Below are 17,781 nucleotides of genomic sequence, written 5' to 3' on the forward strand. Positions count from 1 at the left end.
TTGCGCTTAGTATTTTCACCATGCAGCTGCTTGTTTACGTACTGACCTACCCGATTCTAAGGCTGGTTTCCTTCCTTCCGTTTCCACTGCTTTATTTGGTGTCGGACTTTGTCTTTTTCCTGGTATACCGGGTTTTTGGCTACCGAAAAAAAGTTGTCAGGGACAATCTGGAACTTGTCTTCCCTGAAAAATCAACAGAAGAGCTCAGGACTATCGAAAGGATCTTTTACGGACATATGTGCGATATGTTTCTGGAAATGGTCAAAACAATGAGTATATCTGTTCCTGAAATCCAAAAACGCTATTCCTTCACCAATATTGACGAACTACTACAATTCGAAAAGAATAATCAGTCTGTGATGCTGATGCTTCCCCACTACGCAAGCTGGGAATGGGTGTTTTCATTAAATATGGAGATCACAGCCAGGGCTTTCGGGATATATCAGCCAATAAATAACAAGTATTTCGACAGGCTTGTCCGCTCCATACGGGCTAAGTGGGGTACCACACTGATCACCACCAAGGAAATCTGGGATGTTGCCGATAAAAACAACAAGGAGGGAAAGCTAGCTATTTACGGGATAATCAGCGATCAATCGCCCATGATCAAAAAAGCTCATTATTGGGCGCCATTTATGGGCATTACGGTCCCCATGCATACCGGGGCGGAATATCTGTGCAAAAAGTTTGATCTGCCCGTCGTTTATCTTAAAGTTGAAAAAGTGAAAAGGGGTTATTACCAGGGAACCTTTACAGTCCTGGCTACCAAGCCAAATGACCATCCGGATTACGAACTTACAGATGCGTATTTCAGGGAAGTAGAGCGATCCATTTATGAATCTCCGGAATATTACTTCTGGACGCATAAACGTTGGAAACACCGTAACAATGTTCCCCGGAAATTCCGGGAATCCTGAATTTTAAGGGCATTATACTATAGCCGCTATCTCGTCTATGATTTTTTGTGCCAGTTGGTCCGCAGCCTCCTGTGAACCTGCCTCCGTATAAATCCGTATAATGGGTTCCGTGTTTGATTTGCGCAAATGAACCCAGCTGTCCTCAAAATCGATTTTGACCCCATCAATGGTTGATGGGTTGTAATCCGCATACTTGGCAGCCATAGCTTCCAATAGCGCATCCACATTGAGTTCCGGGGTGAGCTGCATCTTTTTCTTGCTCATAAAGTAAGCCGGATAGGAATCCCGCAATTGCTTAACGCTGCCTCCGTTTTCAGAGAGCAGCATCAGGAACAGAGCTGTACCTACGAGAGCGTCTCTTCCATAATGACTCTCAGGGTAAATAATCCCACCGTTGCCTTCTCCTCCAATAATAGCCCGGGTTGCCTTCATTTTGGAAACCACATTTACCTCACCTACAGCAGCAGCCTCATAAGTGCCACCATGCTTGTTGGTTATATCCCGCAAGGCCCGGGTAGAAGACAAGTTGGAAACCGTATTTCCAGGGGTTTTGGAAAGTACATAGTCTGCACAGGCCACCAGAGTATATTCTTCACCAAACATAGACCCATCATTGCTGATAAAAGCCAGACGGTCTACGTCAGGGTCTACTACAATACCAAAATCTGCACCGGATTCCGGGACTAATCTGCTGATCTCTTCAAGATGCTCCTTCAGCGGTTCAGGATTGTGAGGGAAATGTCCCGTAGGATCACAATACAGTTTAACCACTTCCACACCAAGGGCCTCCAGCAACTTAGGTATGGCCAGTCCGCCTGTGGAATTCACCGCATCTAACACCACCTTGAACTTTCCTGCACGGATCTTCTCTGCATCTACCAGCCGCAGATTGAGTACTTCCTGTACATGAATATCCAGGTAGTTATCATTCTTTGTAATGGTTCCGAGCTCATCTACCTCAGAAAATGTAAAATCTTCTTTTTCCGCCAGCTCGAGGATAATAGCTCCTTCCTCCGCATTAAGGAATTCCCCATCTGCGTTAAGCAGTTTAAGAGCATTCCATTGCTTGGGGTTATGGCTTGCCGTGAGGATAATACCCCCATCGGCCTGCTCTTTAGGAACGGCGATCTCAACAGTTGGGGTTGTGGAAAGGCCCAGGTCCAGGACATCAATTCCTAGACCGCTAAGCGTGGACATAACCAGGTTTTGAACCATTTCGCCTGATATGCGGGCATCCCGGCCTATTACCACGGTTAATTTTGTTTTTTGGGTTTGTGATTTGAGCCAACTACCGTAGGCCGCTGCAAATTTAACTACATCAAGTGGGGTTAGGTTATCTCCGGTTTTACCTCCTATGGTCCCCCGTATTCCGGAAATGGATTTAATTAGTGTCATTTTACTCTTGAACTATTTTAGTGCAAATATAATGGACTTGCCCTTTTCCCTGCCGTGGCAATTTGTATTTTAGTTGCTCACAATGACCATAAGGCATATATGAATTTTTTAGCACATATTTATCTTTCCTTTGGTGATGATGAAGTGTCTATTGGCAATTTTATTGCAGACAGTATCCGAAGCCAGCAATTTACCCACCTGCCGGATCGAATCCAGAAAGGGATACAGTTACATAGGGCTATTGATACCTACACAGATTCCCATAAGCTCCATAAACAAAGCAGTAAAAGGCTATACCCTACCTACAGTCATTACAGCAGGGTGATTATCGACATCTTTTACGATCATTTTCTGGCCAAGAACTGGCTTCAATATTCCGATACCCCGCTGGAGGTTTACGTTGATGATTTTTACAGTCTTCTGGAAAGGAATTATCGGCTATTGCCCAGGGGTGTTCAGCGTATGATGCCGTATATGATCACTGACAACTGGTTACTGAACTACAGTAATATTGAAGGGATCTCAAAAGTCCTGGATGGGATGAACCGAAGGACCCAGAATAAAAGCAAAATGAATCTGGCGATTTTTGAGCTCGAAAGTTATTATTTGGATTTCGAGGATGATTTCACCCTCTTTTTTGATGATTTAATATTCTTTTCCAAAAAGAAATACGCCATGTTATGCGAAGATTGATTCTCATATTTGCGGCTTTGCCTCTATTCCATTGCAGACAAGCTCCTGCACCTCCCACAGGTCTGGTAACAGATAATGCCATGGTGGTCTCGGCTCGAAAGGAAGCCTCGGAAATTGGTGTTGCCATAATGCAAAACGGAGGAAATGCCTTTGACGCTATGGTAGGTACGGAGCTGGCCCTTGCCGTGGCTTATCCGTTCGCCGGTAATCTTGGAGGGGGTGGCTTTATGGTATACCGGATGAACAATGGCGATGTGGGCGCCCTTGATTACAGGGAAAAGGCACCGCTGGCAGCACATAAGGATATGTACCTCGATTCATTGGGAAACGTCATTCCCGGTATGAGCACAATAGGAGCTACAAGTGTGGGGGTTCCGGGGACTATCGCAGGTATTTTTGAAGTCCATGAAAAGTTCGGTGCCCTACCCATAGAAGACATCATCGCGCGGGTTATTGAACTGGTTGACCAGGGTGTGGAAGTTACAGAAAAACAATCTCGCAGGCTGGATGCCTACTGGGACCAGATCGTAGAGGTAAATGGAGACCAGACACTCTTTTACAACAAATGCATGCCGGGAGATACCCTGAGATATCCTGCACTGGCCAATACCCTTCAGCGTATTGCTAAAAACGGTCGGGATGAATTTTACAAAGGTGAAACAGCAAAAATTCTGTCACGGTTCATTCAGGAAAAAGGCGGCTTTGTGACCGAAGAAGACCTGGCCAGGTATGAGGCGAAGTGGCGGCAACCGATTATTTTCCGATACAAGGACCTTAAGATCATCTCTATGAGTCCGCCAAGTAGCGGTGGTGTTACCATCAACCAGATCTTTAAAATGATCGAACCTTATGATATAGGACAATACCATCATAATTCGGCTGAAGCTGTGCAATTGTTTACCGAGGCTGCCAGAAGGGCCTATGCAGACCGTAATTATTACCTGGGTGACCCTGATTTTGTTGACATACCGTTGGATGTGCTTTTAAGCAGAGAGTATGTGAAAGGACGGATGGAATCCTTTTCATTTAATGAAGCCACCACTTCATCGGATATTGAGCGGGGCACGGTAGAAATTTTGGAAAGTTCCGAAACCACACATTACTCCATAGTCGATGCGGAGGGGAATGCCGTTTCCGTAACCACTACTCTGAACGGGGCTTATGGGTCCAAACTCTATTGTGATGAACTTGGATTTTTTCTTAACAACGAAATGGACGATTTCAGTGCGAAGACCGGCGTTCCCAATATGTTTGGCTTAACTGGGGCAGAAGCTAACAGTATAGCTGCAGAAAAACGTATGCTCAGCAGTATGACACCTACTATAGTTGAAAAGGACGACAGGCTCTGGCTGGTTGTGGGCACTCCCGGCGGTTCAACTATTATTACAGCAGTAGCGCAAACAATTTTAAACGTTTATGAGTTTGACATGAGTATGCAGGAGGCGGTCAATGCTGCAAGATTTCATCACCAATGGCTTCCGGATAATATCCGGTTTGAACCAGAAGGCTTTTCGGAAGAGCTTAAACAGCAATTAAAGAGCAAAGGATATCGGATAAATGAAGGACGCAATGGGTTTATTGGAATGGTAGACGCCATACGCGTGCTTGAAGATGGTCGATTGGAAGGGGGCGCCGACAAGCGCGGGGATGATACAGCCGTTGGATTTTAGACGTTTAGCTCTGGATTTGCCGCTTTAGATCTTCCATGGATTCTTGTAATTGCCTTAATAATCCTTTTTCCGTGGTGGCATCCACCCCAAAGGTAAGTTTACTGCTAACCATCCACATTTCCTGGATATCTTCCGGACTTATTTCATAGGGAGGGTAGTTTTCATTGAGTGAAATGAGGATCAACCTGCCTGAATTTGGGTGTCGTTCTATTTTCTTAACCAGTACCGCATCCTGAAGTACAATAACATACATCTTATTGGGGCTTACGTCGTCCAGGTCTTCTACCGCACGGGCGAGCACCCAGTCGCCCGGTTTTAAATTGGGCAACATACTATCTCCTTCAACCTGGAAACCCCGGTAGGTAGCATTTCTGAATTCCGGAATTGGCAGGTCAAATGCCGGTAATTGCCTATACCAGCTGGTGTCATGAATATTCTGGGGATAGCCCGCTGCAGCTTTAGCATTTACCAGCACCATATTTTCACGGTCTGCCGTATCCACAGTCACTACTTTTGGTATAACGCTGGTAGTGGAGGGTTCCAGGTATTTAGTATCACTTGCCCCATATAACCACAAGGGATTTATTTTGAATTGCCGAAGCAACTCCATAACGAGTTTACCGGAAAGTTTGGTCCTCCCCCTTTCTATATCCGCAGTAGTATTGGCAACGCCCAGTAATTGGGCAAATTCGGTTTGTGTGAATCCCAGATCCCTGCGAACTTCAATAAAACGTTTGATTGTTTTCTGCTGTTCCATCCGTCTTTTTCTTTTGTCCGGGCCCTTAGCTAAAAGCAAACTTGCTTATCAGGCTCGCAATCAAATATACAAAAATTGGATTATTTCCAAAATATTATTGGATATATTCCATTTTTAGGATATTTTCCATATATTTGGAAATAATACATATAGCGATCTAATTGAAATTGGAAATATTATGGAACATGGTGTAACTTTAATTTATGATGGGAGCTTTAATGGTTTTTTATGCGCTGTATATAAAGCCTATGAAAGCAAGCTCTTCGTTACCGGTATTTTAAAAGAAGATCAATATCAGGAAGACATGTTTTCAAACGCCATTGTAACAAAAACAGAGCTTAACAAGGCCAAAAGAGTTTGGTATAAATTACAGGACAAACACTATGAAGCCCTGAAGAACATCTACTTTGCCTTCCTTAGCGAAACCCCGGGTATTGAAATCCGGTTATATCGCCAGATCGTGAGGCGTCTAGGGCGACTGCCTATTACCAGTGATGACGATGTTCAGAATGGGTTTAATTACCTGGAAGGAATAGTGAGCAGGGTATCCCGTGAGAAAAGAAAATGGGAAGCTTCTATAAACCTGAATTTTGCTCAGGGTAAACCTGCTATAGTAAGGATCAGACCAAAATACAACATCCTGCCCCTGATCTCAAGGTTCTTCAGGCTGACCCATCACAGCAATCCTTGGATTATTTTTGATCAGCAACGGAATTACGGTATTTATTTTGATGGGGACGTTACCCAAATGGTTACGGAAATCCCCCGCCAATTCAATTGGGTTGATGCTGCCTGATACTTTCGCATATACTAAACAGGGCCTATGTGATTAGTTTTCCTTACATGCCATTTTAGTTATTTTAAATGGCTTATATAGTACTGATAAATAATCCCTTTAGTGCTCTTTTGTTAATATAGTCGACTTCCTTATTACTCGCCAAAGCCTTACCTTTGCCACTTTCTTCTGCAGGATGATAGATTTCGAGGAAAACATACAGGTTCAGGGCGCCAGGGTTCACAACCTCAAGAATATTGACCTGACTATCCCCCGGGAAAAGCTGGTGGTTGTCACAGGCCTGTCTGGCAGCGGTAAATCATCACTGGCATTCGATACTATTTATGCCGAGGGTCAACGGCGCTACATAGAGACCTTTTCTGCCTATGCACGCCAATTTCTTGGAGGACTGGAGCGTCCGGATGTTGATAAAATAGACGGGCTTTCACCGGTTATTGCTATTGAACAGAAGACTACCTCCAAATCTCCGAGATCTACTGTAGGGACAATCACCGAGGTTTATGATTTCCTGCGACTGCTTTTTGCCAGGGCCGGGGAAGCCTATAGCTACAAGACAGGGGAAAAAATGGTGAGCTATAGCGATGAACAAATTAAAAATCTGATCCTTACCTCATTTGCCGATAAGAAGATCAACATCCTTGCACCGGTGGTTAAATCGCGAAAGGGACACTACAGGGAACTCTTTGAGCAGATAGCCAAACAAGGGTTTGTAAAGGTCCGGGTAGATGGCGAAATCCGGGATATCATACAGGGGATGAAGGTAGACCGTTATAAGACTCATGATATTGAGATCGTTGTAGACCGTTTACTGGTTTCTGAAGGAGAGGAAACCGAAAAGAGGCTTGCTGAATCCATCAATACAGCCATGTACAGTGGCAGCAATGTGCTAATGGTACTTGAAGAAGGGCAGGAAGAGCCGCGCTATTTTAGTCGGGATCTTATGTGCCCAAGTTCAGGAATATCCTATCCCGTGCCAGAACCTAACACTTTTTCTTTTAATTCCCCCAAAGGCATGTGCCCGGATTGTCACGGACTGGGTCATGTTTATGAGATTAACGAGCAAAAGATTTTCCCGAATAAAAAGCTATCCATCAAAGCCGGGGGTATTGCTCCATTGGGCGAATACAAGAAATCCTGGGCATTCCGACAGCTGGAAACTATAGCCCGGCGCTACGATTTTGACCTGAATGATCCTATAGCAACCCTACCAGAAGATGCGATGGAGGTAATTCTGTACGGCGGTGAAGAAAATTTCGAAGTAGACTCCAAAACCCTTGGGGTAAGACGTGAATATAAAATAGATTACGAAGGCATAGCCAATTTCATAAAGGCACAGCATAAGGAAGCAGACTCCAGCAGCATCAGGAGATGGGCACGGGAATATATGGACCGTATTAGTTGTCCGAGTTGTAAGGGATCCCGACTTAAGATATCCTCCCTGTACTTTCGGATTAATAACAAGAATATAGCCGAACTCTCCGAGATGGACATTGGTGATCTGGCTGCCTTTTTCAGGGAACTAAAGCAGGTACTGAAAGGTGACCAGAAGAAAATTGCCGAAGAAGTAGTCAAGGAAATCGGTACGCGTTTGCAGTTTCTTTTAGATGTAGGACTGGACTACCTGTCCCTGAACAGGAGCTCCAAATCCCTGTCCGGAGGGGAAGCGCAGCGCATAAGGCTGGCCACCCAAATTGGCTCACAACTGGTAGGGGTCCTCTATATTCTGGACGAACCCAGTATTGGATTGCACCAGAGGGACAATAACCGACTCATACACTCACTTGAGTCATTGAGGGATATAGGAAACTCTGTAATTGTGGTAGAGCACGATCGTGATATGATCGAGCATGCAGACCATGTGATCGACATCGGGCCAAGGGCGGGCAAGCATGGGGGCGAGATTATCTCAGAAGGTCCTCCGAGCGAATTAGTTGGTCATCATACTCTAACCGCAGACTACATCTCCGGCATAAAATCTATTCCCGTACCCAAGAAAAGGCGGAAAGGAAATGGAAAATCCTTATTGCTCAAGGGTTGCACAGGAAATAATTTGAAAAATGTGGATGCACTTTTCCCTTTGGGCAAAATGATTGGCGTTACCGGGGTTTCCGGCAGTGGCAAATCAACTCTTATCAATGAGACCCTCTACCCTATTCTAAACGCCTACTTTTTCAATGGTGTCAGGAAGCCCATGCCATACAAAGACATCAAAGGCTTACAACATATAGACAAGGTAATAGATATTAACCAGTCGCCCATAGGCCGAACACCACGTTCCAATCCGGCTACGTATACTGGAGTGTTCAGCGAGATTCGTTCCCTGTTTTCCAAAACACCAGAGGCCTCTATTCGCGGATATAAACCCGGACGTTTTAGTTTTAATGTGAAGGGCGGGAGATGCGAGACTTGCCAGGGAGGCGGTTTGCGCGTTATTGAAATGAACTTTCTGCCCGATGTTTATGTTGAATGCGAAACCTGCAATGGGAAACGTTTCAATCGGGAAACTCTTGAAATCCGTTATAAGGGAAAATCCATTGCCGATGTGCTGGAAATGACTATGGATGAAGCCGTAGCCTTTTTTGAGCATATTCCAAAGATTTATCGAAAACTTAAGACCATACAGGAAGTGGGCCTGGGATACATTTCGCTGGGTCAGCAATCCACTACCCTATCCGGTGGGGAAGCACAGCGGGTGAAACTGGCCACCGAACTTTCCAAAAGGGATACCGGGAACACCTTTTACATTCTGGATGAACCCACTACAGGACTGCATTTTGAAGATATCCGTGTGCTTATGGAAGTGCTCAACAAGCTGGTAGACAAAGGAAATACCGTACTGGTCATCGAACACAACATGGATGTGATTAAAATGGTTGATCATATCATAGATATTGGATATGAAGGAGGGCGTGGAGGTGGAATGATTGTTGCGGAAGGAACTCCGGAGGAAGTGGCAAGGGACGAACGAAGCTATACTGCTCAATTCTTAAAACGGGAACTTCCGGAATATTCGGATGATTTTCAAAGTAGTAATTGAAAATATTAAGTGATGAGTATACGTTACTCATTTGGGTTAAATATAATTCCATGAGAAAAGAGAAACATCCAAAAGGCTGGAATGAAATTAAAACCAATGATTCCTGGGCAATCTTCAAGATTATGGGGGAATTTGTAAATGGTTTCGAAAAAATGAGTGCCATTGGGCCCTGTGTTACTATTTTCGGCTCTGCTCGTACAAAGCAGGAAAATGAGTACTATGAACTTACCGTTAATATAGCAAGGAAAATTGCCGAAGCCGGTTATGGAATTATTACAGGGGGTGGTCCTGGAATAATGGAGGCCGGGAACAGGGGAGCACACCTGGCAGGTGGCACCTCGGTAGGACTAAATATCGATTTGCCTTTCGAACAACACGATAACCCCTACATAGATGATGATAAAAGTCTGGACTTCGACTACTTTTTTGTCAGGAAGGTCATGTTCGTTAAATATTCGCAGGGGTTTGTGGTTATGCCTGGTGGTTTTGGCACCCTGGATGAATTATTCGAAGCAATTACTCTTATTCAAACAAATAAAATAGGTAGGTTTCCAATAATCCTGGTGGGATCCCGGTTCTGGAAAGGCCTGATAGACTGGATAAAGGAAACTATGCTTGGAGCCGGAAATATAAGTGCCGGCGACCTGGATCTTATTCGTATTGTAGACTCGGCTGAAGAAGTAGTTGAACTTATTGATGCCTTCTATAAAGGCCATACCCTGAGCCCCAATTTCTAATACAGCAATGCCGCAAAATAAACGTATTTCGCTCATATTCGCCTTTCTGGTCTGCATCTGTTTGCTGCAATCATCCTATTTAAAGGCTCAGCACGACAATACTTTAAAGGCTACACTTGAACGGGGAACCAGCACTGTAAATATCCAGCAGGAATTCACTTACAAGAACTCCTCCGCAGACACCCTGTCTGTTTTATACTTTAATGACTGGGCACATGCTTATTCGGATAAAAACACTGCTCTCGCCAGGAGATTTGCCGAAGATTTCAAAAAGGCACTCCACCTGGCCAAGGATAGCAACCGCGGATCCACAGAAGTATTAAGTATGCTAGACGAAGATTTTCGTTCCCTGACCTGGAAACGAAAAGAGGGGCAAATAGACCTCATAAGAATTGAGCTCAACGAACCTATACCCCCTGGTGGAGAGCAGCGTTTTATATTTACATACACGGTTAAGCTTCCGCCTAACCGTTATACTCCTTTTGGATACGGTGCAGATGGGGGATTTTATTTGAAGGACTGGTATCTGACCCCTGCTGTTTACGATGGAGAATGGCATTTATACTCCAATAAAAACCTGGAAGATCTTTATACCGACAACACCGATACAAATATCTTCTTTACCTATCCGGCAGGGCTGGATATGGGCACTAACTTTAACGAGGTTAATATCATGCCCTTCCCGGATAAGAACTATGCCACCCTGAGCGGTGTAAATCGCAAATCCTGTGATATAATACTCAATGCTCAATGGGAATTTATCAAGCATGTGACTTCTAATCTTGTAGTGGCAACGGACATCCGGTCTAATAAATACGACAACATTTCCCAGGGAGTATCCATTAACCGAATTACCGACTTTATTACTGAAAACCTCGGCAAATTCCCTTATGAACAGCTCCTTGTGAGTGAAATTGATTTCAATAAGAACCCGCTTTACGGCCTTAGTCAGCTGCCTTCCTTTGTGCGTCCTTACAAGGAACAGTTCCAGTTTGAATTGAAATTTCTCAAAACCGCGTTGCGAAGTTACATGAGGGAAACCATTTTTGTAGATCCCAGAAAGGAGCAATGGCTCACCGACGCATTGGTCAATTACATGATGATCAAGTATGTTGACACATTTTATCCTGATCAGAAATTATTAGGTAAGCTATCAAGTATTTGGGGGGTTCGCAACTACCATCTGGCTGAAATGGGATTCAACGAGCAGTATGCCTTCTTTAATATGCTCACTGCCAGGAAGAACCTCGATCAGGCACTGACTACCCCCAACGATTCCCTGATTAAGTTCAACCAGAAAATAGCAAACACCTACAAGGCCGGGCTCGGGCTGGCCTATCTGGCAGATTACCTGGGGAATACAGTAGTTGATAAAAGTGTTTCGGAGTTTTATGAGGAGTACAGCCTTAAACAGGTTAGTCCCCTGGATTTTATCCGGATTCTGGAACAAAACACGGAAAAAGACATCAGCTGGTTTTATGATACATATGTCAGTTCGGACAAGCGTATTGACTTCAAGATATCCAATGTAGTCAAAGCCCAGGATTCGCTTTACGTTACCATCAAAAACAAGACGGGAACAAACGTGCCCATCTCCTTATTCGGAATCAGAAATGATACCGTGGTATCCGAATATTGGTTAACTAATATTGAGGATGAACGGGAATTTGCTTTACCCAGGAATACGGAGAATCGATTGGTTCTAAATTACGATCAGAAAATCCCTGAATTCAATCAAAGGGATAACTGGAAAACACTCAAAGGATGGTTTTCCAGCAATAAAAAACTCAAGCTCCAATTTTTTAAGGACTCTGAGGATCCCTATTACAACCAGATTTTTTACATGCCTGTTGCTAACTTCAATGTGTACGACGGACTTAGCCCGGGCATCCGATTTACCAACAAGACTTTGCTGGAAAGGCCTTTTATTTACGATTTTTCACCCAGCTACGCCATGCGTGAAAAATCAATGGTGGGCTTTGCCAAGCTCAATTACAGGCAGTACCTGCAAAAAAGTGGTCTGTACGTTATCAATTATGCAATGCGTGCCTCTACGGCACATTTCCAGACCAACTCCCGCTACAGCACCATCACCCCTTCTGTTGGCATTGGCTGGAGGCCAGCTGACCTGATTGCTAATAAGAGGAGTTCTTTGGTTTTCCGCTATGTCAATGTTTTTAGGGATATAGATCCCTCATTAGACCTGCAAACCGATCCGGATTACAGTGTATTTAACCTGCGGTTTAATAGTATTAATAACGGGATTATCGATTACTTCTCCTGGTTTGCAGATGCGCAGCATTCCGCTGATTTCACCAAATTGGCGTTAAATATGGAATACCGTAAATTATTCCAGAACAATACCCAGGTAAACCTCAGGTTCTTCGCCGGCAAGTTCATCAGGAATCAAACCAATTCCGATTTTTTCAGTTTTGCCCTTGACCGCCCGACAGACTATCTGTTTGACTATAATTACCTGGGTAGATCCGAGGATTCAGGCATAACAAGTCAGCAGATCATAATAGCAGAAGGAGGGTTTAAATCGCAGTTGGAGAACCCGTTTGCCAATGACTGGATAGTGACTACCAACGCTAGTTTCAATCTATGGAAATGGATTGAGCTTTACGGAGATGCAGGGTTTATCAAAAATAAAAACACCAATTCACGCTTTGTATACGATTCGGGAATCAGGTTAAATCTGGTAACGGATTACTTTGAATTGTATTTCCCGCTCTACTCCAATAACGGCTGGGAAATAGGCCAGCCGAATTATGAGGAGCGTATTCGTTTTCTGGTCACACTAAGCCCCAGAACACTTATCGGCTTGTTTACCCGCAAGTGGTTTTAATTGCATTATTCGTAATTTAAAGCTGTTATTTTGATAAACCTTAAATTTAACTCCATAATACATCACATTTTTTATTAAATACTTAATAAAAATCACGGGTTGAGATTGCAAAATTCAACTGTAATTGATATTTTTGCGTTAAATCCATAGTGCCTGATGAGCGTAAAGTACCAGACTAGTAACGACATATCTTTTGAGGATTTTAAGGCACAAATTCTATTTGATTATAAAATAGCGCTAACCAGCCGGGAATGCAGTCTTCTGGGAAGGAGAGAAGTGCTTACCGGTAAGGCTAAGTTTGGCATTTTCGGCGATGGGAAGGAATTGCCGCAGCTAGCAATGGCGAGAGCATTCAAGGATGGTGATTTCAGAAGTGGATATTATCGCGATCAGACATTCATGATGGCCATTGGCGAACTGACTGCCAAGGATTTCTTTCACGGACTTTACGCCACTACAGACCTGGAAAAGGAGCCCATGAGCGCCGGCAGGCAAATGGGCGGGCACTTCGGCACGTACAGCCTTAACGAAGACGGTAGCTGGAAAGATCTAACCAAACAAAAGAACAGTAGCCCGGATATATCTCCTACAGCTGGGCAGATGCCAAGGCTTTTAGGACTGGCACAGGCTTCCAAGATTTACCGTCATGTTGAAGGGATCAAATCTGCCAAGTTTAGTCATGATGGCAATGAAGTGGCCTGGGGAACCATCGGGAACGCGAGTACAAGTGAGGGTCATTTTTTTGAAACTATAAACGCTGCAGGCGTACTACAGGTACCTATGATCGTTAGTGTCTGGGATGATGAATACGGCATATCGGTTCCTGCCAAATATCAGACCACCAAGGAAGATATTTCAAAAATTCTGGAAGGTTTTAAAAGGGAGAAAGATTCACCTGGCTATGAGATACTGAAGGTTAAAGGATGGGATTATACTGCACTGATCCATACCTATGAAAATGCCTCGGATATGGCGCGTGAAGAACATGTGCCTATTATAATCCATGTGGTGGAACTGACCCAGCCACAGGGACATTCAACATCCGGCTCTCATGAGCGTTATAAAAGTGAAGCGCGCCTGGAATGGGAAAGGGAGCACGACTGCAACAAACGCTTCCGGGAGTGGATCCTGGCCAACAATATAACAGAGGAAGACACACTTGCTGAAATGGAGAAATCCATTAAACGCGAAGTACGTGCTGCGAAAAAAGAAGCCTGGGAAGAGTTTCTCGCACCTCACAGGGAAGCTAAGCGCGCCCTAATTTCCTTAATGGACCAGGCAGCTAACCATAGCCCTAATAAGGCATTTATAACAAAAGTGAAGAATGACCTTATTGCTATTGAGGAACCCCTTAAAAAGGATGTTGCTTCCAAAGGAAGAAAAGCATTGCGGTATTTGCTAGGTGAAAGCACTCCACAAAAACAGGCTCTCTTGCAGTGGGTGAACCAATTCCTGCAGGAGTGTGAGCCAAAATTCAGCTCTCACCTCTACAGTGAACTTCCTCAGAATGCTCTGACTGTTCCGGAAATAAAACCTACGTATTCCGACAAGTCTGAAAAGGTAGACGGAAGGATTGTTTTACGAGATAATTTTGACCAGATATTCGGCAATTATCCAGAGGCCCTCATCTTTGGTGAGGATTCAGGTGCAATAGGCGATGTAAACCAGGGGCTGGAAGGATTACAAAGCAAATACGGTGAACTGCGAATCGCGGACACAGGGATACGGGAAGCCACTATCATTGGGCAGGGCATAGGGCTCGCACTGCGAGGTCTCAGACCCATCGCAGAGATACAGTACCTCGATTACCTTATGTATGGCCTGCAAACCTTAAGCGACGATCTAAGCACATTGCTTTATCGTACCGTAGGTAAACAAAAAGCGCCATTAATTGTAAGGACTCGCGGACATCGCCTGGAAGGAATTTGGCATTCCGGATCTCAGATGGGTGCTTTAGTACACCTTTTAAGAGGGATGTACATACTCGTTCCCAGGAACATGACCAAGGCGGCTGGATTTTACAATACCCTGCTCAAAAGTGATGAACCGGCACTTGTGGTAGAGAGCCTTAACGGATATCGGCTTAAGGAACCCTTGCCCAATAACCTGGGCGAATTCTGTACTCCTATTGGTGTAGTAGAAACAGTAAAAGAAGGCACTGATATTACTCTTGTTTCCTACGGATCAACCCTTCGAATTGTAATGGAAGTGGCTCAGGAACTAAAAGAAGTGGGCATTGATGCTGAAGTAATCGACGCACAAACACTGCTTCCTTTCGATAGAAGGCAGGATGTTCTGCAGAGCGTAAAGAAAACCAACCGTCTTTTGGTTATTGATGAAGATGTACCAGGCGGTTGCGCAGCCTATCTTATGCAGGAAATCGTGGAAAAACAGGGTGGTTACCAATATCTGGACAGTCCTCCTCAGACACTTACCGCCAGGGCGCACAGACCTGCCTACGCCAGTGATGGGGATTATTTCTCCAAACCAAACGCCGAGGATATTTTTGAAAAAGTGTACGACATAATGCACGAAACTAACCCGGCTGACTTTCCGAAATTAAGGTAGTCCTCACCACTGCTTGCATTTAACACCAGAACACTTACCGGATATCCCTGATATCATCAGCAAATACATTAAGTTTACAGGGAGAACATTAGAGGCATGGACATTCCGGGATTGCTGCAATCACATTTTGGACTGGAAGCTGAGGAAATCAAAACCCTGGAGGGTTATGGCAGTTCTAATTTCCAGATAGACACTACCGAGGGGCGCTATGTGCTGAAATGCTATGAGGACACTACATCGAGGCAAGGCCTGTTAGCGGTGGAAAGCAAAGTTCTGGCCGCGCTAGCCAATCTATCGCCCTATTATTTCCCAGTTGTAATGACCGGCCTGCGGAAAGAAGACATAGTCCGGTCTGATGGTAAAATATTTCGCCTGCACAAATTCGTTTATGGTGATTTCCTGGCCGAAGTCCCGCATACTAATTTGCTTTTGCAATCTTTTGGCAGATTACTGGGTGAAATGGATGTGAAAATGGGACTTATAGATCCCCATCAACTCGGGATCAGGGAAATCCAATGGGACCTTCGACACTTTTTAGACAACCGGGAGTTGCTCTCCTATATTGAGCAGCCCGAAAAAAGGAGCCTGGCAGATTATTTTTTCCTTCAATACGAGGAACAGGTTCTTCCCATCGCCCATACACTAAGGAAATCACTCATTCATAACGATGCTAATGACTGGAACGTACTTACAAAGAATGGTCTGGTTACGGGAATAATAGACTTTGGGGATATGTGTTACAGTTGGCTTATTAATGAGCTGGCTGTGGCCATCACCTATGTAATGATGGGAAAAGATGATCCTCTTGAAGCAGCCTCCCAGGTGATCTCAGGGTACCAGAGTGTTCAGAAAATGTACAAGGAAGAACTGGATATTTTGTATTACCTGGTAGCTGCAAGGCTGTGTACCAGCGTTTGTAATTCGGCTTACTCCAAAACCCAAATTCCGGATTCGGATTATATCACCATAAGCGAAAAGCCGGCATGGGCATTGCTAGATAAATGGATATCCATTAACCCCTTAAGGGTTGCGCAAAAGTTCCGCCAGGCAGCAGGTTATGCAGCTATAAAATTTCCTTCCAGGGATCAACAGATCAAAAGGAGAAATGCTGTCCTTAGTAAGTCGCTTTCCGTTTCATACCAGGAACCAATACAGATGTATCGGTCGGCATTCCAGTACATGTACGACACAGAAGGCAATACTTATCTGGATGCCTACAACAATATTATGCTCGCTGGCCACAGCCATCCGTATATTGTCCGCGCCGGTCAGCAAACCCTGGCCCGCCTTAACACCAATACCCGATATCTTTACGATGAAATTCTTTCGTATTCCGAGCGTCTCCTGAAAACTTTTCCAAAAACGCTCAACAAGATCTTCCTTCTGAATTCAGGGAGTTCGGCCACTGACCTGGCAATCCGGTTGTCCAGGTCATTTAATTCACGAGAGAAGATTGCAGTTCTTGAGCATGGATACCATGGAAACACTCAGATCGGGATTGGGATCAGCCACTATAAATATTCAGACAAACAAGGAATAGGCAAACCCGAATCTGTAATTGAGCTTCCCCTGCCAAAAGCGTTCGGATCCGGATACTCAGACAATGGTTCGGCCGGTGCTTACTTTGCTGAGCAAGCTATAGCCCTGCTTAAACCCTATGAACAGGAAATTGCTGCTTTTATTGCTGAACCTATTGTTGGCTGTGGCGGACAGGTACCCCTGGCAAAAAATTACCTGAAGGACATTTATCCCGTTATACGACAACAAGGTGGGGTGTGCATAAGTGATGAAACTCAGGTTGGTTTCGGTAGATTGGGCAGGCACTTCTGGGGGTTTGAAATGCACGGGGTAGTCCCGGATATCGTTATCCTGGGTAAACCGATGGGCAATGGGCATCCAATTGGTGCAGTAATCACCACGGAGCATATTGCTGAAAAGTTTGAACAAGGTCCCGAATTCTTCAGTTCGTTTGGGGGCAACCCCGTATCCTGTGCTATTGGTCAGGCAGTCCTTGAAGTAATTGAGCGGGAAGATTTACAGCGTAAAGCACAGGAGGTAGGAGATTATCTGTGTGAGCGTTTAAGGGAATTGCAAAGCCAATTTAAATGCCTGGCAGATGTCAGGGGAACAGGGCTTTTTATTGGTGTTGAATTTCAGGATCATAAGGGGGGTCCCGGCACTCAACTTGCCAGCAGGATCAAAAACCAACTAAGGCAAGAACATATACTTGTCAGCACCGATGGTCCCTTTGAGGAAGTCATAAAGATTAAGCCACCCCTTTATTTCAACAGGGAGGATGCAGACATCCTATGTGCGGCCATGCATGGTATACTGGCAAGAGAATGGCCTTGATTCCAAAAAAA

General features: G+C 44.6%; 11 protein-coding genes. 9 read left to right on the forward strand and 2 right to left on the reverse strand.

The window, feature by feature from the left end:
- Positions 1-20 precede the first annotated feature (20 nt).
- Positions 21-917: a lysophospholipid acyltransferase family protein gene (locus OO016_RS08670; RefSeq protein ID WP_266012504.1), complete on the forward strand. Its 897-nt coding sequence runs from the start codon at positions 21-23 to the stop codon at positions 915-917.
- 12 nt (positions 918-929) lie between these two features.
- Here OO016_RS08670 and glmM read toward each other — a convergent pair whose 3' ends face one another.
- A complete protein-coding gene (gene glmM / locus OO016_RS08675) occupies positions 930-2,312 on the reverse strand; it encodes a phosphoglucosamine mutase (protein ID WP_266012505.1) in 1,383 nt (460 codons plus the stop codon).
- 99 nt (positions 2,313-2,411) lie between these two features.
- Here glmM and OO016_RS08680 point away from each other — a divergent pair, with 99 nt between their 5' ends.
- Positions 2,412-3,005, forward strand: coding sequence for an acyl carrier protein phosphodiesterase (locus tag OO016_RS08680; protein ID WP_266012507.1), 594 nt, complete (start codon positions 2,412-2,414; stop codon positions 3,003-3,005).
- Positions 2,993-4,675, forward strand: coding sequence for a gamma-glutamyltransferase (ggt, locus tag OO016_RS08685; protein WP_266012509.1), 1,683 nt, complete (start codon positions 2,993-2,995; stop codon positions 4,673-4,675). The genes OO016_RS08680 and ggt overlap by 13 nt, the downstream gene beginning before the upstream one ends.
- 4 nt (positions 4,676-4,679) lie before the next feature.
- On the opposite strand, the gene OO016_RS08690 is transcribed toward ggt, so the two are convergent.
- Positions 4,680-5,432: an XRE family transcriptional regulator gene (locus OO016_RS08690; protein WP_266012511.1), complete on the reverse strand. Its 753-nt coding sequence runs from the start codon at positions 5,430-5,432 to the stop codon at positions 4,680-4,682.
- Positions 5,433-5,610: 178 nt separating this feature from the next.
- Between OO016_RS08690 and OO016_RS08695 the strand changes: the two genes are divergently transcribed.
- The 6 genes from OO016_RS08695 to OO016_RS08720 all read left to right on the forward strand — a co-directional run bounded on the left by OO016_RS08695 (position 5,611) and on the right by OO016_RS08720 (position 17,770).
- Positions 5,611-6,228 carry a DUF4130 domain-containing protein gene (locus OO016_RS08695; protein ID WP_266012513.1) on the forward strand — a complete coding sequence of 206 codons (618 nt, stop codon included), beginning with the start codon at positions 5,611-5,613 and terminating at the stop codon, positions 6,226-6,228.
- 175 nt (positions 6,229-6,403) lie between these two features.
- A complete protein-coding gene (uvrA, locus tag OO016_RS08700; RefSeq protein ID WP_266012515.1) occupies positions 6,404-9,265 on the forward strand; it encodes an excinuclease ABC subunit UvrA in 2,862 nt (953 codons plus the stop codon).
- Between the two features lie 50 nt (positions 9,266-9,315).
- A complete protein-coding gene (locus OO016_RS08705; protein WP_266012517.1) occupies positions 9,316-10,002 on the forward strand; it encodes an LOG family protein in 687 nt (228 codons plus the stop codon).
- Between the two features lie 7 nt (positions 10,003-10,009).
- The gene (locus OO016_RS08710; protein ID WP_266012519.1) at positions 10,010-12,850 is read left to right on the forward strand and encodes a gluzincin family metallopeptidase; all 2,841 of its coding nucleotides are present in this window, start codon (positions 10,010-10,012) and stop codon (positions 12,848-12,850) included.
- A gap of 156 nt (positions 12,851-13,006) precedes the next feature.
- Positions 13,007-15,418, forward strand: coding sequence for an alpha-ketoacid dehydrogenase subunit alpha/beta (locus tag OO016_RS08715; protein WP_266012521.1), 2,412 nt, complete (start codon positions 13,007-13,009; stop codon positions 15,416-15,418).
- Between the two features lie 96 nt (positions 15,419-15,514).
- Positions 15,515-17,770: an aminotransferase class III-fold pyridoxal phosphate-dependent enzyme gene (locus tag OO016_RS08720; RefSeq protein WP_266012523.1), complete on the forward strand. Its 2,256-nt coding sequence runs from the start codon at positions 15,515-15,517 to the stop codon at positions 17,768-17,770.
- Positions 17,771-17,781: the final 11 nt, after the last annotated feature.

The organism is Lentiprolixibacter aurantiacus, assembly GCF_026241225.1.
Taxonomy (GTDB): Bacteria; Bacteroidota; Bacteroidia; order Flavobacteriales; family Flavobacteriaceae; genus Lentiprolixibacter; species Lentiprolixibacter aurantiacus.